Annotated in this window: 16 protein-coding genes and 1 pseudogene; 8 read left to right on the top strand and 9 right to left on the bottom strand. The window is 63.8% G+C overall.

Annotation, left to right across the window (positions count from 1 at the left end; translation table 11 throughout):
* Positions 1–1174, top strand: a 1174-nt coding sequence (locus tag EOD15_RS08965; RefSeq protein ID WP_148129510.1) for a mercuric reductase, incomplete at its 5' end; no start/stop codon positions are given.
* 221 nt (positions 1175–1395) lie between these two features.
* Positions 1396–2571: a glycosyltransferase family 4 protein gene (locus EOD15_RS08960; RefSeq protein WP_245463621.1), complete on the top strand. Its 1176-nt coding sequence runs from the start codon at positions 1396–1398 to the stop codon at positions 2569–2571.
* A 101-nt stretch (positions 2572–2672) separates the two neighbouring features.
* Here EOD15_RS08960 and EOD15_RS08955 read toward each other — a convergent pair whose 3' ends face one another.
* From EOD15_RS08955 to EOD15_RS08945, 3 genes are all read right to left on the bottom strand, one after another.
* On the bottom strand, positions 2673–3647 hold the full coding sequence (locus tag EOD15_RS08955) for a hypothetical protein (RefSeq protein WP_127320098.1): 975 nt from the start codon (positions 3645–3647) through the stop codon (positions 2673–2675).
* Between the two features lie 234 nt (positions 3648–3881).
* A complete protein-coding gene (locus tag EOD15_RS08950; protein ID WP_127320100.1) occupies positions 3882–4457 on the bottom strand; it encodes a DUF1349 domain-containing protein in 576 nt (191 codons plus the stop codon).
* 80 nt (positions 4458–4537) lie between these two features.
* On the bottom strand, positions 4538–5977 hold the full coding sequence (locus EOD15_RS08945; protein ID WP_127266939.1) for an aldehyde dehydrogenase family protein: 1440 nt from the start codon (positions 5975–5977) through the stop codon (positions 4538–4540).
* Between the two features lie 269 nt (positions 5978–6246).
* Here EOD15_RS08945 and EOD15_RS08940 point away from each other — a divergent pair, with 269 nt between their 5' ends.
* The 6 genes from EOD15_RS08940 (at position 6247) to EOD15_RS08915 (ending at position 14553) form a co-directional block, all read left to right on the top strand.
* The gene (locus tag EOD15_RS08940) at positions 6247–6906 is read left to right on the top strand and encodes a TetR/AcrR family transcriptional regulator (RefSeq protein ID WP_164893147.1); all 660 of its coding nucleotides are present in this window, start codon (positions 6247–6249) and stop codon (positions 6904–6906) included.
* Between the two features lie 212 nt (positions 6907–7118).
* Positions 7119–9530, top strand: a complete 2412-nt coding sequence (locus EOD15_RS08935) for an FAD-dependent oxidoreductase (protein ID WP_127321088.1) — start codon at positions 7119–7121, stop codon at positions 9528–9530.
* An 82-nt stretch (positions 9531–9612) separates the two neighbouring features.
* Positions 9613–10866: a sarcosine oxidase subunit beta gene (locus tag EOD15_RS08930; RefSeq protein ID WP_127408424.1), complete on the top strand. Its 1254-nt coding sequence runs from the start codon at positions 9613–9615 to the stop codon at positions 10864–10866.
* Between the two features lie 9 nt (positions 10867–10875).
* On the top strand, positions 10876–11142 hold the full coding sequence (locus EOD15_RS08925) for a sarcosine oxidase subunit delta (protein WP_127272032.1): 267 nt from the start codon (positions 10876–10878) through the stop codon (positions 11140–11142).
* Entirely contained in the window at positions 11139–14021 is a 2883-nt protein-coding gene (locus EOD15_RS08920; protein WP_127321086.1) for a sarcosine oxidase subunit alpha family protein, read from the top strand. Before EOD15_RS08925 ends, EOD15_RS08920 begins: the two co-directional genes overlap by 4 nt.
* Positions 14014–14553, top strand: a complete 540-nt coding sequence (locus EOD15_RS08915; RefSeq protein WP_127321085.1) for a hypothetical protein — start codon at positions 14014–14016, stop codon at positions 14551–14553. The genes EOD15_RS08920 and EOD15_RS08915 overlap by 8 nt, the downstream gene beginning before the upstream one ends.
* A gap of 14 nt (positions 14554–14567) precedes the next feature.
* Here EOD15_RS08915 and EOD15_RS08910 read toward each other — a convergent pair whose 3' ends face one another.
* The 6 genes and pseudogenes from EOD15_RS08910 to EOD15_RS08885 form a co-directional block, all read right to left on the bottom strand.
* Positions 14568–15053, bottom strand: coding sequence for a hypothetical protein (locus EOD15_RS08910; protein WP_127321084.1), 486 nt, complete (start codon positions 15051–15053; stop codon positions 14568–14570).
* A 117-nt stretch (positions 15054–15170) separates the two neighbouring features.
* Positions 15171–15731: an FMN reductase gene (gene msuE / locus EOD15_RS08905; protein ID WP_127380435.1), complete on the bottom strand. Its 561-nt coding sequence runs from the start codon at positions 15729–15731 to the stop codon at positions 15171–15173.
* 63 nt (positions 15732–15794) lie between these two features.
* Entirely contained in the window at positions 15795–17042 is a 1248-nt protein-coding gene (locus tag EOD15_RS08900; RefSeq protein ID WP_127322342.1) for an SfnB family sulfur acquisition oxidoreductase, read from the bottom strand.
* Between the two features lie 27 nt (positions 17043–17069).
* Positions 17070–17873: pseudogene (locus tag EOD15_RS08895) on the bottom strand (ABC transporter ATP-binding protein); the annotation flags it as partial.
* A 79-nt stretch (positions 17874–17952) separates the two neighbouring features.
* On the bottom strand, positions 17953–19290 hold the full coding sequence (locus EOD15_RS08890) for an ABC transporter substrate-binding protein (protein ID WP_127322340.1): 1338 nt from the start codon (positions 19288–19290) through the stop codon (positions 17953–17955).
* Positions 19291–19372: 82 nt separating this feature from the next.
* Positions 19373–19982 (bottom strand): branched-chain amino acid ABC transporter permease (locus tag EOD15_RS08885; RefSeq protein WP_148129509.1); only part of this gene is annotated, 610 nt, incomplete at its 5' end.

Here is a 19982-nt window from a genome sequence, read left to right as displayed (position 1 = left end):
GATGCGGCAGATCCGGCGGCGGATCAGCCGCGCCGATGCCGCCGATAGCCTGGTTTCCGAAGGCATCGACCTTTATTTCGGCGAAGCGCGGTTTTCCGGAAGGGACACTGTCACGGTCGCCGGACAAATCTTGCGTTTCAGAAAGGCGCTGATCGCGACAGGCGCGCGCCCGAGGCTGCCGACGATCCCGGGGCTTGCCGACGCCGGCTATCTTAGCAACGAGACCATGTTCGATCTCACGGAGTGCCCGAAGCGGCTTCTGGTCATCGGCGGCGGACCGCTCGGTTGCGAGGCGGCGCAGGCCTTCTGCCTGCTGGGCGCGAAGGTCATCCAGGCGCAGCGCGAACCGATGTTCCTGCCCGGTGAGGAACGCGATGCCGCCCAGATCCTTTCGGATGCGCTGGCGCGCGAAGGTGTCGAGGTTCGCCTCAACACCGAGGTGGTGGCGATACGAACGGAAGGCGACAAGAAGCTCGCCGACCTGGTGTGCGACGACATCACGACGACGATTTCCGTCGATGAGATCATCACTGGCATCGGCCGATCGCCCAATGTCGACGGCCTCGACCTGGAAAACGCCGGGGTGGCTTACGATGCCGACGGTATCAAGGTGGACGACTGTCTCCTCACCACAAATCCGCGCATCTATGCGGCGGGCGATGTCTGCCTCGCCTACAAATTCACCCACACCGCCGAAGCGACAGCCCGCATGGTCGTACGCAATGCCCTGTTTCTCGGACGCAGGAAGCTGAGCGAACTGGTCATTCCGTGGTGCACCTATACCGATCCGGAGATCGCCCATGTCGGCCTCTATCCGGCGGAGGCGCGCCAGAACGGCATCCCGGTCAAGACCTATACAGTGCTGATGCACGATGTCGCCCGTGCGGTGATGGACGGCGAGGAGGAGGGTTTTGTCAAAATCCACGTCAGGGAGGGGTCCGACCGCATCCTGGGCGCCACGGTCGTTGCCAGCCATGCCGGCGAGATGATCAATGCGGTGTCGCTGGCGATCAAATCGGGCATGGGATTGCGTGCGCTGGCCGACGTCATCCATCCATTCCCGACGCAGGCGCAAGGCATCAAGATGGCCGGCGACGCCTATCGGCGGACAAGGCTCACCTCATCGGGGAAGCGTCTGGCGGGCCGCTGGTTGGCATGGTCAAGGCGATGGTGACAGCAGCCCGCCGCAGCTGGTGCATCTGACAATCAGCGACGATGCGGCGCTTGACGAAAGCCTCGTTCGGCTGAACAAGTCGAAGCCGATTGTTATGGTTTGGGGCCGTCGCGCATGCCGTCTGGAATGAAGCCTACGGCGCAAAGCCCAGAGTGCCCGCTTTGAAACCCGCGGGCGCACAACCGCTCGACGCTGTCTCCGCGGCGAAAGCCGGGCGGCGTGTGCTGGTTGTGTCCCACGATCCAGCCTTTCCGCCGATCTCCGGCGCGGATCTGCGGAACTACCGCAATGCTGAGTCTGCTGCGCAATTCGGCCCGGTCTGCCTGGTATCTCTGCTGCCGCAGGCGACGGAAACAACCGATCCGTCGATCCGCACCGAAGCCTTGTCGATCAAGGGAGAGGCCCGCTCGGCCTCGATCGGGTGGTGGCGTATAAGGGCGGAGCGTCGCATCTCGCGCGTCGCCTTGACGCGGCTGGAGACACTGGTTCGGGACTTCCGCCCGGACACGGTGGTGATCGAGGGCATCGGCCTGTTCAAGCTGCTGCGGCCTTTGCGGGCACTGACGAAACAGCTCATCCTCGACATGCACAATGTCGAGTCCGACCTGGCGGGACAGTTGCGGCACGTCGATGCGAAGCGGGCTGCGGTGGCGACGATCAGCGAGGGCCTTGGCATCAGGCGTCTCGAGAGAAAGGCGCTTGCCCTTGTCGACAGGGTCTGGGTCTGCTCGAGCCAGGATCGAGAGCGGTTGATGGCGCTTTCCCGGCACAAGTTGCCGATCGATGTCGTTCCAAACGGAATTCCGCACGCCGGGCACAGCCCCGAAACGCTGCCCGCCGAGCCCGTACCCGACGAAAGCTTTCCGGTGATCCTGTTCGTCGGCCATCTCGGCTATCCGCCAAACGTCGATGCCGTCCAGAGGTTAGCCGGCTCCATACTTCCGCGCATCCGACTGGCCTTGCCGACCGCGACACTGATTCTCGCCGGGCGCAACCCGACAACGGCCGTGCAAGCGCTGGCAGGATTGCCTGGCGTGGAGCTCGTCGAAGACCCCGGAGACATGGCGCCGCTTCTGTCGAGAGCGCATCTCACCATCATCCCGCTTGCGGCAGGCGGCGGCACCCGCATCAAGATTCTGGAGGCGATGGCGTGGGGCGTGCCGGTGATCGCCACGCCTTTGGCGGCCGAGGGCCTGGACCTGGTCGATGGGGAGGAGCTGTTGCTGTCGGATACCGATGAAAGGCTTGCCGAAACGGCTGTCGGACTTTGCCTGGATACGGACCGCAGGGCACGGCAGCGCGTCCGCGCGCATCAAGCGGTTTGGGCAAGGTTCGGCCCAGAAGCCATCCGCGATGCCGTCCGCGGCGGGCTGGGGCTGGACGAGGCTGGCACATGATCCCTCCCCTCCGCCAGATATGGAGGAGCGACATCGTTCCACATCGCTTGCAGGAGCCCCGCTTCGCACGACGTCCAGCCGGAATTTCGTGGTCTGCCCTATCAGGATGCGTGCTGAAGCTCTTGCCGAATGGGGCCGAGATAGGTTTGCGGATGCAAGCGTCGCCAAACATGGTCCCGGTCGGTCAGATGCGCGACCTGCTCTATCCAGCGTCTCGGCGCATCGGGGTCCCTCACCTCATGCCAGTCGTCGACGATAATGACAGGCAGGCCCTGGTAGAGCGGGTCGAGCGGCGAGGTCCTGGTGACGACGATGCAGCCGAGATAAAACAGCTCCCATGTCCTATGGCAGTCCAGGCCGTTGCCTTCGGTGGACAGCACGAGCGGGTATTGCGAGTACAGTTGCCAGATCGAGCGCTGCGAGACGCGTTTCGTCAGGAAATCGACGTGCGGACATCCGCCCAGGGCATCAAGCAGTTCCCGGCGCTGCCTCGAGCCATTGCTGATGCTGAAATCAGAGAACAGCTTGGGCGGGCGGCGGTCCACATGATCCTGCCGGGCGCGTATGATTTCCAGTTGCCTCACAAGCCCTGCCGGCGTGGCAAGGGACCTAGGCGTGTGAAGATCGAGCCCGATCGGGAAAGGCTTCACCCTGGGGTGAGTGCCATCACAATTCTGGCTGTACCAGGAGACCAGGAAAGGGTTGGCGAGAAGCTGGTCGACGGTGTCCTTCGCCAGATCCGACGGCACCGAAGCATCCCCATCGGTCGTCAGCAGCGTGAATGGTGCCGTAATCGTCGGCAGCACGATCCTGACAAACGTGTCGAGGTCGCAGGTTTGCGCATCCCTGGACAAGGTGCTCAGGCGCAGCCAGACGATGCCATGCGCGCCGCTGTAATGTTGGCGGAAAAATGCCTCGCTCTGCGTAGATGCAGTTGGCGCGTTGCGATACCAGCGCGGCCCGGCGAAATCGCAGAAATGCCCGATGCCCTGCGACCACAGCACGGGCGGAACGCCAAGAAACCTTAGCGCCCTGGAATAGACGGCTCTTTTGACAGCCCTTCGAAACCTGCCCATTGGCAACTCCTAGCGCGGATGCCAATAGCGTTGCAACGTCCTGCCTTGCACCGCCTTGAGCCGAACCAGGGGCCAAAAATTTCGAACCGTCTGGCGGCATCGCAACTGGCTGACGATCTCGCCGGCCGCAGTGCCGCGGCCAACCCCCCGGCTCGGCCGGAGGCACACGGCGGTCTACAGACTTGATTGTGGCAAAGGTCGAAGTGCTTGCGGTTCAGCGCAAGACCGCACGTCTCAATCGTGCAATTCCCGCGATATCGGCGGACCGAGGGAGAAATCCGAGAACGTTACCTCAAAGCCTTCGCGTTGCGGCGAACAGCACATCATGCCGATATCGACCGTCTTCGAGGTCGGGAAATAGGCAAGCCGCACAGGCTTCCAGTGGCTGTCGGAAGCGTCGAGGTACTGGACGCGGATCGCCTCGGCGTGACGGGTCAACCGGATCCTGACGCCGTTCGGATCGGCATGAATGGCGACCAGCGACCAGTCTGACGTGTCGTTGGTGACGACAACGGAGAAATAGGCAAGGCCGTCGGTGTACTCGATACCGGCCTTGATCCAGTGCGTTTCGCTGAGCCGGACCATCAGCCCAGCCTGATCATAGAGGACCTCGTAGTCGCCTTTGACCGTGACTTCGGCGCTGAAATCGCCTTCGACCGGCCGGTGCAGGAAGTGGCCGTTGTCGCGCCAGAAACCGTAGAAGGTCTCGCGCCAGAAATCGGTCTCCTTGCCGGTGCGCACACGAACGCTGTCGCCGTCGATAGAATGGTGCGGCGGCGGGTTAAGCCAGGTCAGATCTTGCACTGTCATCCTTTCGCGCCGCTCCAATCCAGATGGGCATGGGCGGTGTTGCCGGCCCGATCAGCCCGGCATGATCGGCCGACGGCCGATCAGCCTGCGAACGTATAGGCCGTCTTCACCGTGGTGTAGAACTCCGCCGCATAGTGGCCCTGCTCGCGCGGCCCATAGCTCGAGCCCTTGCGGCCGCCGAAGGGAACATGGAAATCGACACCCGCCGTCGGCAGGTTGACCATCACCATTCCGGCCTCCGAATTGCGCTTGAAGTGCGTGGCATGCTTGAGGCTCGAGGTGCAGATGCCGGAGGTCAAGCCGAAGGGCGTGTCGTTGGCGACGGAAAGCGCCTCGTCATAGTCCTTGACGCGAATGACGCTGGCGACAGGTCCGAAAATCTCCTCGCGCGAACTGCGCATGGCATTGGTGGCCTCGGTGAGCAATGCCGGCTGCAGGTAGAAGCCTGGCGTCTTGCGGTCGAGCCGCTCGCCGCCGAAGGCGAGCGTGGCACCTTCCCTGACGCCGATGGCGATATAGTCCTCGTCCTGCTTCAGCTGCGTCGCGTCGACGACAGGACCGATCTGGGTCTGCGCGTCGAGCGCATCGCCGATGACCAGTTTGCTCATGCGGTCCTTGAGGGCATCGACGAAACGGTCGTGAATGCCGTCAGCCACAATCAGCCTGGATGACGCGGTGCAGCGCTGGCCGGTCGAGAAGAAGGCGCCATTGAGCGCGCAATCGACGGCGATCGCAAGATCGGCATCGTCGAGCACGACCAGAGGGTTCTTGCCGCCCATTTCAAGCTGGAACTTGCGCATGTGTTCGATGCTTGCCGCGGCAACGCGCTTGCCGGTACCGACCGAGCCGGTGAAGCTGATGGCGTTGACGTCGGGACTGTCGAGCATCGCCTGGCCGACGACCGAGCCCTTGCCCATGACGAGATTGAGCACGCCCTTTGGCAGGCCGGCGCGATGCAGGATATCGACGATGGTCCAGGCGCTCTCGGGAACCAGCTCCGCCGGCTTGAAGACGACAGTGTTGCCGTGGGTTAATGCCGGGGCGATCTTCCAGGCCGGAATGGCGATCGGAAAATTCCACGGCGTGATGATGCCGACCACGCCGACCGCCTCGCGCGTCATCTCGACGCCGACGCCCGGTCGCACGCTCGGCACGACCTCTCCGGTTAAACGCAACGTTTCGCCGGCAAAGAAATCGAAAATCTGGGCGGCGCGAATGGTCTCGCCTATGCCTTCGGCCAGCGTCTTGCCTTCCTCACGCGCGAGATTGCGGCCAATCTCGTCCTTGCGCGCCAGAATCTCGTCGGAGGCCTTTTTCAGCACCGCGTGACGCGCCAGCGGACCGGAACGGGACCAAGCCGGGAACGCTGCCTTGGCCGCGGCGATCGCCTGCTTGGCCTGTTCGACACCCGCCGAGGCATAATCGCCGACGATGTCACCAGTATCCGAGGGGTTGATGTTGCGCGAACCGGCCTCGCCGACCCATTCGCCATCGATGAGGTTCTTTCGAAACAGCGTCATATCGTGTGTTCCTGCTTGTTGGCCGCGCGGGCATCTGTCTGAACTGGTATTTGCCAGACAATTGCCTCGCGGGAAAGCAAACAGTGAACCAGCAGCCGCGACAAAAATCCCCCCGCTTGCGCCGCGCGGATGGCGGGTGACGACATTGCCTCATCGAGCCTCGATGCGGCCAATATCCATGGCGCGTCGTCCGGCTTGGGCCGATTTCCTCTATACACTTCTGTCCATAGCCTTGATTTGCCTGAGGCAGCATGTCATGCGTCGTGCCGATGGCAGCTCTCGAAACGACGATTCAGCGCGCCGGCGCCACCGGCAATATCAAGGCCACTCGCGAAGACTGGCTGAAACTTGCGCTTGAAACGTTGATCTCGGACGGTGTCGAACGTGTCCGCGTGCTGACGCTTGGCCAGAAGCTCGATGTGTCGCGCTCCAGCTTCTACTGGTATTTCAAGAGCCGGCAGGATCTGCTCGACCAGTTGCTCGACTACTGGCGGCAGACCAACACCAGGTTCATCGTCGAACGGGCCAGGCGGCCTTCCGCGACCGTCATTCGCGGGGTGATGAGCATTTTCGAATGCTGGGTGGACGAAAGACTGTTCGATCCGCAGCTGGATTTCGCGATCAGGGCCTGGGCCCGCCGCTCGCCTGCCATCAGGCGCGCGCTCGACGAGGCCGACGAGGAGCGTGTCAACGCCATCCGCGACATGTTCATGCGCCACGGCTATGAGGAAGAAGACGCGTTCGTGCGAGCCCGCGTGCTGTACTTCATGCAGATCGGCTATTACTCGCTTGAGCTCAACGAGCCGATGAGCAGCCGCCTGCCTCACGTCGCCGGCTATCTGCGCAGCTTCACCGGCCAGGAGCCTCCGGCGGAGGATGTCGAAGACTTCTCGCGCTATGTCGAGAAGACGCTTTCGCGCAACCGATAGTACGGCCCGCCCGGCCGCCGCGGCTGACGATTTCGCTTAGCGCATCGCCCCAATAGCAAGCACGTTTGCTGCCGACAGCAGCAGAGGAGCCCCCTCTGCTGCATCGGCGCAGAGCGGAGTCATGGGCCGCTCATTCTATCGCCTTTCCAAGCTCTAGACACATATGTACAATACCAGTAGGGTACGCCACTGACTGGGTGGAGTGCGACAGGATGAAATCCCAATACAGGGCGATCGTCATCGGCGGCGGCGTGGTTGGAGCCTCGGCGCTCTATCACCTGGCGAAGTTCGGCTGGAACGACGTCGCGCTGATCGAACGCGAGGTACTGACAGCGGGATCGAGCTGGCATGCGGCCGGCGGGTTCCATGCGCTGAACGCCGATCCCAACATCGCCGCCCTGCAGGCCTACACGATCGACCTGCTCTCCGAAGTCGAGAAGGAATCGGGCCAGAGCATCGGCATGCACATGACCGGCGGCATCTCGGTCGCCTCGGCGCCGGAGCGCTGGGAATGGCTCAAGGCCTCCTACCGCATCTTCCAGACCATGGGCATCGACGATGTCCACCTGGTCGGTGTCGATGAGATCAAGCAGCGCTGCCCGATCCTCAACACCGACGGCATGCTGGGAGGCCTCTATGCCGCGCGCGAGGGCCATATCGATCCCTCGGGCGTCGTGCACGCCTATGCCAAGGCAGCCAGGCTGCGCGGCGCCGACATCATCGAGCACAACCGCGTGCTGGAACTCAACCGCCGCGCCGATGGCGGTTGGGACGTGGTCACCGAGAAGGGCACGGTGATTGCCGAGCACGTCGTCAATGCCGGCGGACTGTGGGCCAAGCAGGTTGGCAGGATGGCCGGCATCGACCTGCCGGTATCGCCGATGGAGCACCATTATCTGGTCACCGAGGCATTGCCCGAAATCCAGGTACTGGACAAGGAATTGCCGCTGATCGTCGATCTCGAAGGCTTCACCTACATGCGCCAGGAGCAGAAAGGCCTTCGGCTGGGTATCTATGAGGTCAACCACAAGCACTGGAACATGGATGGGGCGCCGTGGGACTACGGCATTGAATTGATCCAGGAAGACACCGACCGCATAGCCGACGAACTGGCGCTCGGCTTCAGCCGTTACCCCTGCCTGGAGACAGCCGGCATCAAACGCTGGGTGAACGGGGCCTTCACCTTCTCGCCGGATGGCAATCCGCTGGTCGGCCCGGTGCGCGGCGTGCCCAATTACTGGGTGGCGTGCGGCGTCATGGCCGGTTTCCTGCAAGGCGGCGGCGTCGGCAAGTCGCTGGCCGAATGGATGATCCATGGCGAGCCGGAAGCCGATGTCTACGGCATGGACATCGCCCGCTATGGCGACTTCGCCTCCAACCGCGAATACATCAAGCAGACCACCGGGCAGTTCTATTCGCGCCGCTTTGTCATGAGCTATCCCAACGAGCAGCTGCCGGCGGGACGGCCCTTGAAAACAGCCGGCGCGCATGACGCGATGGATGCCGCCGGCGCGCGCTGGGGCAATTCATGGGGCATGGAAGTGCCGCTCTATTTCGCGCCGCGAGGCTTCGTCGAGACACCGACGCTGAAGCGCTCCAACGCCTTCGACATTGTCGCACAGGAATGCCGCAAAGTGCGCGAAGGTGTCGGCCTGCTCGATATATCAGCCTTCTCGCGCTACGAGATCACCGGCCCGCAGGCCGAGGCCTGGCTCGACCGGCTGCTTGCCTGTGCGCTTGCCAGGCCGGGTCGCGCAAAACTCGCGCCGATGCTGGGTGAAAACGGCAAACTCAAGGGCGACCTCACCGTCTTCAATTGGGGCGATGGCTCCTGGTGGATCATGGGATCCTATTATCTGCGACAGTGGCATATGCGCTGGTTCGAGCAGCATATGAGCGACGGCGTCACCGTCCGAGACATTTCGGACGCCATTGTTGGTTTCTCGCTCGCCGGTCCCAATGCGCGAATGTTGCTTGAGCGCCTCACACATCAGGACGTTTCGCACGAGGCCTTTGGCTTTCTCGCCTGCAGGACGCTCGATGTCGGACTGGTTCGCGCCAAGGTCGGGCGACTGTCGGTCATCGGCGAACTCGGCTACGAGATTCATTGCCAGGCCAATGAGCATGCGGGCCTGCGCCGAGCGCTGCTGACGGCAGGCAAAGATCTGGGTGTGACCGAATATGGCTTCGGCGCGGTCAATTCGCTGCGGCTCGAAAAGAGCTTTGGCATCTGGTCACGCGAGTTCACGCAGGACTATACGCCGGCCGAGACCAGAATGGGCCGCTGGATCGCTTTCGACAAGGTCGATTTCATCGGCCGCGAGGCGGCTCTGAAGGAACGGCAAGTCGAATCCCGGCGCACGCTGGTGACGCTCGAAATCGACGCGGCGGATGCCGATGCCAGCGGCTACGAACCCATCTGGAACGAAGGCAGGCTCGCCGGCTTCGTCACTTCGGGCGGCTACGGCCACACGGTCGGCAAGAGCCTCGCCATGGCGCTGGTCGGGCGCGAAGCGGCCGATATCGATACGCCGTTGACAACCCACATCGTCGGCGTCGAAAGAGATGCGCGCGTCATCGCTTCGTCGCCATATGATCCACTGGGCAAGGCGATGCGGGCATGACCGATCGAACCGATGACGTCGGTGCGAAAGACCATTCGATGATCCACATTTCTCTCCGAACATCAGGCCTGTCCGGCAGGTCATGACCACACGCTATTCCGCCCTGTCGCTGTTCAAGGAGGGCCTGGCTGGCCAGACCGGCTGGCAACCGGCCTGGCGATCGCCCGAGCCGAAGCCGTCCTACGACGCCATCGTCATCGGCGGCGGCGGCCATGGGCTGGCGACGGCCTATTACCTGGCAAAGAACCACAACATCACCAGGGTCGCTGTGCTGGAAAAGGGCTGGATCGGCGGTGGCAACACCGGCCGCAACACCACCGTGGTGCGCTCCAACTACTATTATCCGGAAAGCGTCGAGCTCTACGGGCTGGCGCACCGGCTCTATGAGGGATTGTCGAAAGGCCTCAACTACAACGTCATGCTGTCGCAGCGCGGCATGGTCAATCTGTGCCACTCGACCGCGGAGATGGAGATCGGGGCGCGCACCGTCAACGCTATGCAGATCAACGGCATCGATGCGGAGCTGTTTTCACCTGACGATGTGCGCCGCGTGGCGCCGATCTACAATTTTTCGCCGGACGCGCGCTTCCCGGTTTTCGGCGGCATCTGGCAAGGCAGGGCCGGCACGGCGCGCCATGACGCCGTCGCCTGGGGCTACGCGCGGGCGGCAAGCCGGCTCGGCGTCGATATCATCCAGAACTGCGAGATCACTGGTTTCATCATCGAAGGCGGCCGCTGTCGCGGCGTCCAGACTTCGCGTGGCGCGATCCGTGCCGAGCGCATCGGCATGGCGGTAGCCGGGCATTCTTCGGTGCTGGCGGCCAAGGCCGGCTTCCGGCTTCCGATCAATTCCTATGCGCTGCAAGCCTGCGTGTCCGAACCGGTCAAGCCGATCCTCGACACGGTGGTGCTGTCGCCCGGCTGCGGCGTCTATGTCAGCCAGTCGGACAAGGGCGAGATCGTCATCGGCGGCGGCCTCGACCGCATTCCTTCCTATGCGCAGCGCGGCAATTTGCCGACGCTGGAGGCGGTGATTGCCGGCGTGCTGGAGATGTTCCCGATCTTTGGCCAGCTCAAGCTGATGCGGCAATGGGCAGGTATCGTCGACGTGGTGCCGGATTCCTCGCCGATCATCGGCGAATCGCCGCTGCCCGGCCTGTTCCTCAATTGCGGCTGGGGCACGGGCGGCTTCAAGGCCATTCCCGCCGGTGGCACGCTGCTGGCGCAATTGCTAGCGTCAGGCAAACACAACGACATCAGCCGCCCCTTCGATCTCGATCGCTTCGCCACCGGCCGGCTGATCGACGAAGCGGCCGGCTCCGGCATCGCGCATTAGAGGTTTGCCATGCAGCTCTTTCCTTGCCCATTCTGCGGCCCGCGCGACGAAACCGAATTCCACTATGGCGGCGATGCCGGCAATGTCAGGCCGGATGGCATCGACGTGCCGACCGATCGCTGGGCTGGCTACCTCTATCTGCGCGGCAACCCGAAAGGCACGGCGCGCGAGATCTGGGTCCACATGATTTGCGGCGAGTTCTTCGTCATGGAGCGGGACACCGTCACCCACAAGGTGCTGTCTTCGGCCGCTCTCGACGGGGAGCATGCCGCGTGACCGCCTCACGTCTTGCCACCGGCGGCAGCGCCATCGACCGCTCGCGCCCGATCCGCTTCAGCTTCGACGGAACCATCGTGCAGGGCTTTGCCGGCGACACCATCGCCTCGGCGCTGCTGGCGGGTGACGTCGCGGTCGTCGGCCGCAGCTTCAAATACCACCGGCCGCGCGGCATATGGGGCGCCGGCGTCGAGGAGCCCAACGCGCTGGTCGATATCGGCGGCTCGCGGGCGACGCCCAACACGCGCGCCACGACCGAGCCGGCGCGCGACGGACTGGTGGCGAAAAGCGTCAACGCCACGCCCAGCGCACTGGCCGACCGCAACGCCTTCCTGGACCGTTTTGCGCGCTTCATCCCGGCCGCGTTCTACTACAAGACCTTCATGTGGCCGGACTGGCACAGGTTCGAGCCGCGCATCCGCGCCATGGCGGGGCTGGGCACGGTCGATGCTGACTGGACCTCGCCCGGCATGGCCGACCAGATCAACCATCATTGCGACGTGCTGGTGGTGGGCGCGGGACCGGCAGGGCTGGCGGCGGCAAGACTGGCGGCCGGCGCTGGTCTGACCGTCACACTGGTCGACGACCAGCAGAGCCCCGGCGGATCGCTTGGCTATCGTGCCGGTGAGATCGATGGCAAGCCGGCGGCCGTATGGGTCAAGGAGACGATTGCCGAGCTTGCCGCTGGCGGTCACCTCATCCTGCCTTCGACCACCGCCTTAGGCATTTACGACCACAATCTGGTAGGGCTGAACCAGCGTCATTTCGACGGCCGGCCGGATACGCTGTGGCGGGTCAGGCCGCGCCAGATCGTGCTGGCGACCGGCGCCATCGAACGGCCGCTGCCTTTCGCCAACAACGATCTGCCGGGCATCATGTCGGCGGATGCGGCGTTCGCCTATCTGAGGCGCCACGCTGTGCTGGTCGGCCGCCGCATCATCGTCGCCACCAACAATGACAGCGCCTATGAGGTGGCGGGGGCGCTTGCCGAGGCCAGCGCCGAAGTCAGGCTTGTCGACATCCGGCGCAACGGCACGCCTGCCGCGCCGGCCAATGCCCGGTTGATCAAAGGGCGTTCTCTCGCATCCGCCAGCGGCAAGCTGCGCGTCGACGGCGTGACGCTCGACGACGGCACGAGGTTCGATGCCGATTGCGTCCTGGTCTCCGGCGGCTGGACGCCGACCATCCATCTCTTCGGCCAGGCCAAGGGCAAGCTCGCCTGGAGCGATGCGCGCGCCGCCTTCCTGCCAGGCGATCCGGTCGACGGCATCGCCGTGATCGGCGCCGCAGCCGGCGCGGTCTCCTTGTCGGAGGTGTTTGCTGGCGCCGGCCCCGCCTTTGCACCCCTCGGCCAGACGAAGGCTCCCCTACCGCGCAGCACCGGACCGAAGGCGACGGGAGGCATTCTCCCGGCATGGCCGATTCCGGGCTCGAAAGGCCGTATCTGGATCGATTACCAGAACGACGTGACGGTGAAGGACGTCGAACTGGCAGCGCGCGAAAACTTCGTCTCGGTCGAACATCTGAAGCGCTACACCACGCTCGGCATGGCGACCGACCAGGGCAAGACCTCCAACCTGCCCGGGCTGGCGCTGATGGCCGGGATCACCGGCCGCACGGTGCCGGAGGTCGGCACCACCACCTATCGGCCGCCATTCACGCCGGTGCCGCTGGCAAGCTTTGCCGGTGCGCGCGTCGGCGAATTGATGGCGCCGGTGCGCCGGCTGCCCCTAGAGAATGTGCACCGCGCCAATGGCGCTGTCTTCCAGGAATATGGCGGCTGGCTGCGCCCGGCCCACTATGGCGGCTACGCGGACGCGGAGCGTTCGATCGCGGACGAGGCGCTACGCGCCCGTCAGTCGGTCGCGCTGTTCGACGGCTCGACGCTCGGCAAGATCGAGGTGATCGGACCGCAGGCGGCCGCGTTCGTCGATTTCCTCTATTACAACACCATGTCGACGCTGAAGCCCGGCCGCTGCCGCTACGGCTTCATGCTGTCGGAGAACGGCGTGGTCTTCGACGACGGCGTTCTGGTGCGGCTGGGCGAGCATCGCTTTGTCGTCTCGTGCTCGTCCTCGCATGTCGCTGCCGTTCACGCCCGGCTGGAGGAATGGCGACAGGACCGCTTCGGACGCGGCGCCGTCTACATCCACAACGCCACATCGGACATGGCGACGCTGACCGTCTCGGGGCCAAACTCCCGAAAACTGCTCAAAGCGCTTGGCCTCGGTCTTTCGCTCGGCGATGCCGACCTGCCGCATATGGCGATCGCTCATGGAAGCTATGCAGGCGACGAGGTCCGCATTACCCGCGTCAGCTTCACCGGCGACAGGAGCTATGAGATTTCGATCCGGGCCGATCGCGCCGAGCCGTTATGGGCGCATCTGCGCAAGGCCGGCCAGGCCTTCGATGCCGTCGCCATTGGTCTCGAGGCGCTGATGATCCTGCGGGCCGAGAAAGGCTTCATCGTCATCGGCAAGGACACTGACGGCACCACGCTGCCGCATGATCTCGGCGTCGACGGCCCGCGCGTCAAGCGCCAGACCGAGTTCGTCGGCCGCCGCTCGCTGTTCACAGAGGAGGCCTCGCGTGACAACCGCATGCAGCTTGTCGGACTAGCGGTGCCGCAAGGCGAAGCGCCGCTGCCGACCGGCGCGCATGGCATCAAACGGATCGACGGCAGATTGCGCAGCCAAGGCTTTGTCACCTCGAGCTACCAAAGCCCGACGCTCGGTCGCCCGGTTGCGCTTGGGCTGATCGAGCGCGGCGCGACGCGGCACGGCGAGACGATCGACATCCAGCATCTCGGCAAGATCAGCAAGGCGACGATTACCGCCCCTTGCGCCTTCGACCCGGCAGGAGAGCGGCTGCATGCGTGATCTCTCGGAAAAATGGTCCGTTGCACCGGACTGGCAGGGCGCGGTCATCGCCACGCCGGGCCTTGCGGTACGAACAGTCTTCGGCCTCAACCAGTTGCTGGTCAGCGGCGACCTCGACGCGTGGGCACGGGCTTCCAGCATCGGCGGGACTGGCGTGGGTGCCTTTGGTATCGCACAGGGCGACCGCTACGCGGCGCGGCTGGCGCGCGACCGGTTGCTCGTCGTATCGAAGAGCCCGCTCGCCATCGCCACGGGCTGGCATGCAGACGGGTTCGCGGTGACGGCGATCAGCGCTGGGTTGCAAATATTCGAGGCCGAGGGCATGGCGCTCGACGCTTTCATCGCGCGTGGAACGACGCTCGATCCAAACCAAGCGAGCGCCAGTGCAGCGCTCTCATTCGCAGGCATCAGCGCCGTCGTCTATCGCCGTGACGGCAAGCTGCGCATCCATGTCGGTCGCGGTCTTGCCACCTATCTCTGGACATGGATGGAAACAGCCGCCGGCAACATCGCAGCCGGATCAGCGAAGTAGCCGGTTACGGCACGTCAGAGCGTGAACGACCAGAACAGGCAGGCCAGCGTCGCGGCGGCGAAGACCACGAAGAACAGGCTGCGCAGCAGGACGTTGCGGCGCAGTTCGTTCATGACGAAGTGACAACCGACGATCGCCGCCGCAAACAGGAACCGCCAGTTCAGCAATGCCCACACGGCGCTGCCCTGGCCGAAAGCCCATCTGGCGACCAGACAGCCGACGATGGTCGCAAACAGTGCGATCACGGTCCAGAAGAGGGCGTCGGCGGCATGGGTCAGGACGATGCCGGCCGCCCTGATCGGCAGGATCATCATCAGCATCGCGCTGAAGAAATAGACGGCGGCAATCGGGATGAACACGCCGGCGTCGGCAATGCCGTCAAGGCGCCTGACGCCGATGGCACCATAGGGATAGCCGTGCCTGGCCACGGCTAGGCTCAACGCCATGAGCAAGGCGGTCAGCCCGGCGACCAATGCGAAGGATGTGAGGGCTTTGCTCATGACGTTCCTGTCCCAGACGAATCAGACAGGAACGGTTTTAGCGGGCGGTCGTAAATTGCGCGTAAGCGGGGGCGCTGCCCTCACGGATTTCGTTCAGTTCAATCCGCTGACGACAGGCTATTCAGCGGCGATCCGGCCTGCCGAACGATTGGCCAGCACGAAGCCGACCTCGTCGACCGCCTGCGCGGCACGCTTCAGGATCGCCTCGGAGCGCAGCACGCCGTCGGTGAAATCCTTGTCGGTGGCATAGACGGCGGTGGGGAGCGCGAAAGCCTCGAAGAAGCCGAACAGCGGCCGCAGCTGATGTTCGACGATCAAGGCGTGGCGCTCGCCACCTCCGGTCGCGGTCAACACGATGGGCTTTCCCCGCAATGCCGCCGGATCGATCAGGTCGAAGAAGTGCTTAAAAAGGCCGGTATAGCTGCCCTTGTAGGTCGGCGAGCCCACGACGAGCACGTCGGCGGCGAGAATCGCCTCCAGGATGACGCGCGCCTGGCCGTCGAGATCTCGGGCCCATTTCGCCGTTCCCAGCGACGGGCCGAGATCCTCGATATCATAGGTGCTCGCCGACAGGCCGTGGCTGGCGGCGATGTCCCTGGTGACCAGGTCGACGAAGGCGCGCGTCTTTGACGGCCTGGTGATGTTGCCGGAAAAGCCGACGACTGTTGGATTTGACATGGCAGTGGGCCTCTTGGATAGTCGAAGGTTTGACGTGGCAGGCCGCCCGCCCGCCGATGGGAATCAGCTCCAGGCGTGCAGCGGCGGATTTTCGCCGTTGAGGAAATATTCGCCGAGGATGGAATATTTCCAGCGCACCGGATCGTGCAGCGTGTGCGTGCGCGCGTTGCGCCAATGCCGGTCGAGATTGTATTCGGCCAGCGTCGAGCGGGTTCCCGCAAGTTCGAACAGCCTGTTGGTTGCGGCAATGGCGATCTCGGTCGACAGGATTTTTGCCTCGGCGGTGACGATCTGGGCATGCGCGACGGTCTCGGCGGTCGGATCGATCACTGCCCGGTCGATCGCATGACCGGCCTTTTCGAGCAGCGCCTGCGCCGCGTGCAGGCGCAGCGTCAGGTCGCCAATGGCCTGAATGGTGTAAGGATCGTCCCAGGCGTTGTCGACGCCGCTGTCGATCCAGGCGCGGCTTTTGGTCCTGACGAAATTGACGGTCTCGTCGATCGCCGCCTGGGCGATGCCGGTGTCGACCGCCACCTGGATGATCTGGAAGATGGCGCCGTCGGCGGTCGGCCTGTCGTAGCCCTTGTAGCCGGGTACCAGATGGGTCTTCGGCACCTTGACGTTGTCGATGATAACGGTGCCGGACAGCGTCGTGCGCTGGCCGAAGCTCGACCAGTCGTCGATGACCGTCAGCCCGGGTGCGGCACGGTCGGCGATCGCATACCAGGCGCGGCCCTCGTCATCGAGCGCCACGATCGGCACCAGATGGGCAAGCAGCGCGCCGGACGAATAGAATTTGCGGCCGTTGACAACCACATGATCGCCGGCATCGGTGAAGCGGGTCTCGAAATCGGCGGCGCGCTTGGAACCGAACTCGGAGAAGGCGTTGCCGAACCGGGTGCCTTTCAGCGCTTCGGCAAACAGCAGCTTCTGCTGGTCCGCGTCGGACACGGTGCGAATGGCGGCGACAACACCGAGATGGTTCTGCGCAACCTGGCCGATCGAGGAATCCGCCGCCGAGATGATCTCGATCACCTTCGCCAGCGTCGCATATGACACCTCCGGCCCACCGAATGCCTTGGGTACATTGATCGACCACAGGCCGCTTTGCGAAAAGGCATCGAGTTCGGCGACCGGCCAGATCCGCTCGCGGTCGCGCTGGGAGGAGTCCTTGACGAATTCGGCGGCGAGTGCGTGGGCAATCGCAATCGCCTCGGCATCATCCTTGATGATGTGCGCTGGGGCGGTCGGCCTTGCGACTGGCGGCACGGCGGCGGAAGCCTTGTCGGTTTTGACGGTCGAAACGGTCATTTCACTGCTCCTTGGGATTTTGGCTCCGGCAACGGCGTGGAGATGGGCGGGCTTGGTGGCGGGTGTCACCTGTTCCCCCGGGGTTGATTGACCGAGATAGAAGGCCCTGATGTCTTCGCGCTGGCGAAGTTCGGCGGCAGCGCCGGCGAGAACGGAAACGCCGTTCTCGAGCACCGTGGCGTGGTCGGCGTATCTGAGCGCGACCGCCGAGTTCTGCTCGGCAACCAGGATCGACAGGCCGGTCTCACGGTTGAGTTTTCTCAAGCTCTGGAAGATGTCCTGAACGATGAGCGGGGCGAGCCCCATCGACGGTTCGTCGAGAACCAGCAAACGCGGTCGCGACATCAGCGCCCGGCCGATGGCGGTCATCTGCTGTTCACCGCCGGAGGTCAGGCCGGACAATGTCCGGCGCTTTTCCCGAAGCCTCGGGAAATAGCCGTAGATCCGTTCGAGATCCCCGTTGATCTCGGCGCGGCTGCCGCTGCGGCCGATGCCGCCGGCGATCAGATTCTCCTCGACGGTGAGGCTTTTGAAGCAGTGGCGGCCTTCCAGCACCTGAACCAGCCCGGCGCGCACCAGGTCACCCGGTTTGCGGCGCGAGACATCCGAGCCGTCGTAACGGATGGTGCCGGCATTGACCTGCCCACGTTCGGCCGGCAGCAGGTTGGAGACGGCCTTCAGCGTCGTGGTCTTCCCGGCGCCATTGGCACCGAGCAACGCCAGGATCTGACCGCGCCTGAGCTCGAAGCTGACGCCATGCAGCGCGGTGATGGCGTGGTTGTAGGTGGCATGGACCGTGTCCACGGCAAGAATGACGTCATCGTTCGGCATAGGCTGTTCTTTCGCGGTTCAAAAACCGAACAGGTCGGGCGCCACGGAAACTTGGTCCGCGACGCCCGGCACTGACTGATCAGTTGGTGGTCACAGCATTGGCATCGTCGGCGGTACGCAGCTTGATGCCCTTCTCGGCGGCGTAGGCCTCGGCGGACTTCTCGATGATCGGCCGCAGCAGCGCCCAGTCCGGCGCGATCCAGTCGGAGACGACGTTCCACTTCCTGCCGTCCCACTGCTGGAAGGTCACGTAGCCTTCGCCTTCATGATTGTCCCAGCTGACGTTGATCGAATGGAACAGATCCTTGGCGCCAAGCGCCTCGACCTTGGCCGGATCAAGCTTGAGATGCTCGAAGCCCCAGCGGACCTCATCGCCGGTCAGCGTGCGGTGACCGAACTTCTCCTGCGCGACCCGGATCGCCTCGACATTGAGGATGCCGTTGACGATGCCGAGATTGTGGTAGACCGAGCCGATGCGCGCCTTGTCTTCAAGGTTACCCTTGCCGGCGCCATAGACCGTCTTCACGATCTCCTGCACCACCGGGTAGGAGTTGCCGGAAGCCTGCGTGGTGATGGCGGTGTAGCCCTTGGCGGCGTCGCCGGCGGGGATCACGTCCTCTTCGGAATTCGACCAGACATTGCCGACGATATGGTCGACGGGGAAGCCGACCTTGACCGCCGTCTTCAGCGCCACCGGGTTCATCACGCCCCAGCCGCGCAGGACGACGAAGTCCGGCTTGGCGCGGCGGATCGTCAGCCACTGCGACTGCTGCTCGTTGCCGGGATGCGGCACCTCGATCTGCTGCACGGTGAAGCCGTATTTCTGCGCCAGCAATTCATAGATCGGGATGGTTTCCTTGCCGTAGGGCGACCCATGATAGAGCACGACGATCTTCTTGCCCTTCAGTCTGTCGATGCCGCCTTCCTTGGAGGCGATGTAGTTCACTATGCCTGATGTCTCGCTGTAGGGATTGAGCAGCAGCGGGAAGACGTAAGGGAAGACACGCCCGTCGGTGGAGTCGGTGCGGCCGTGGTTGACGGTGATCAGCGGCACCTTGTCGGCGGTGATGCGATCGATCATGGCATAGGCGATGCCGACCGAGAGCGGGTTCCAGGCCGCGGCACCGGCATGGCTCTTCTGCCGCTCATAGCATTCGACGCCGCGCTCGACCTCATACTGGGTCTCGCATTCGTCCCAGGTCAGCTTGACGCCGTTGACGCCGCCGTCACGGATGTTGATGAGGTTGAGATAGTCGATGAAGCCGCCGAAGAAGCCGGTGCCGCCGGCCGCGTAAGGCCCGACGCGATAGCTCTGCAGCGGGAAATATTGTTCGTCGGCGTGCGCGGCCGGCAAGGCCACCGACACGATCATCGCCGCAGACAGCGCCGCCGCCTTGATTGTGCTGAGGAAAGTCATGGTCGAGATACTCCCGGTATGGGCCGTCTTGGGTTCGGCCCCTTGTTCATTTTCGGATTGGATTCATTTTCAATGCATCAGCTCAAGTCGACTGCCAGGCGAACAGGAGCCGTCTTCGGACCCTGTCCCACAGCGCCACCAGCCCGTCGGGTTCAAGGATCAGAAACAGGATGATGAGCGCGCCCAGCACGATGCGCTGGCTCATGTCGAGCACGCCCGAGTCGAAGAGATCGCCAAGCAGGAAGCCGCCGAGGCGCGACAGAGCGAGTGGAAAGACCACGATGAGGGCGGCGCCGAAGAAGGCGCCGCGGATCGAAGCCAGACCACCGATGATGATGATGAACAGGATCTGGAACGACCGGTCGAGATCGAAGCCGTCCGGCTCGACGGTTCTGAGATAGGCGAAGGCCCAGATGACGCCGGCAACGCCAATGATGAAGGACGAGATGGCGAAGGCCAGAAGCTTGGTCTTCAGCACCGGAATGCCGATGATGCGGGCGGCGGTTTCATTGTCGCGGATGGCGATGAAGTTGCGCCCGATCTGCGACGAGACCAGCCTATAGGCAAGGAAGGTCAGCACCGTGACGATGGTCAGCGCGAACAAATAGCGGCCGATGGCGCCGTCGAGCGCGAAACCTGAAATCGACAGTCTCGGCGCGTCGATGACGCCGGACGCCGAGTTGTTGGAAAAC

The sequence above is a fragment of the Mesorhizobium sp. M7A.T.Ca.US.000.02.2.1 genome (assembly GCF_003996995.1).
In the GTDB taxonomy this organism is placed as follows: Bacteria; Pseudomonadota; Alphaproteobacteria; order Rhizobiales; family Rhizobiaceae; genus Mesorhizobium.
The sequence above is the reverse complement of the archived record's forward strand: the minus strand, read 5'-3'. Positions and strand labels throughout refer to the sequence as shown.

Excerpts from the sequence above, each read along its gene's own strand:
- EOD15_RS08940 (WP_164893147.1), top strand. The coding sequence starts at position 6,247 with ATGGCAGCTCTCGAAACGACGATTCAGCGCGCCGGCGCCACCGGCAAT.
- EOD15_RS08950 (WP_127320100.1), bottom strand. The coding sequence starts at position 4,457 with ATGACAGTGCAAGATCTGACCTGGCTTAACCCGCCGCCGCACCATTCT.
- EOD15_RS08930 (WP_127408424.1), top strand. The coding sequence starts at position 9,613 with ATGACCACACGCTATTCCGCCCTGTCGCTGTTCAAGGAGGGCCTGGCT.
- EOD15_RS08925 (WP_127272032.1), top strand. The coding sequence starts at position 10,876 with ATGCAGCTCTTTCCTTGCCCATTCTGCGGCCCGCGCGACGAAACCGAA.
- EOD15_RS08910 (WP_127321084.1), bottom strand. The coding sequence starts at position 15,053 with ATGAGCAAAGCCCTCACATCCTTCGCATTGGTCGCCGGGCTGACCGCC.
- EOD15_RS08935 (WP_127321088.1), top strand. The coding sequence starts at position 7,119 with ATGAAATCCCAATACAGGGCGATCGTCATCGGCGGCGGCGTGGTTGGA.
- EOD15_RS08945 (WP_127266939.1), bottom strand. The coding sequence starts at position 5,977 with ATGACGCTGTTTCGAAAGAACCTCATCGATGGCGAATGGGTCGGCGAG.
- EOD15_RS08915 (WP_127321085.1), top strand. The coding sequence starts at position 14,014 with ATGCGTGATCTCTCGGAAAAATGGTCCGTTGCACCGGACTGGCAGGGC.
- msuE (WP_127380435.1), bottom strand. The coding sequence starts at position 15,731 with ATGTCAAATCCAACAGTCGTCGGCTTTTCCGGCAACATCACCAGGCCG.
- EOD15_RS08955 (WP_127320098.1), bottom strand. The coding sequence starts at position 3,647 with ATGGGCAGGTTTCGAAGGGCTGTCAAAAGAGCCGTCTATTCCAGGGCG.
- EOD15_RS08900 (WP_127322342.1), bottom strand. The coding sequence starts at position 17,042 with ATGACCGTTTCGACCGTCAAAACCGACAAGGCTTCCGCCGCCGTGCCG.
- EOD15_RS08890 (WP_127322340.1), bottom strand. The coding sequence starts at position 19,290 with ATGACTTTCCTCAGCACAATCAAGGCGGCGGCGCTGTCTGCGGCGATG.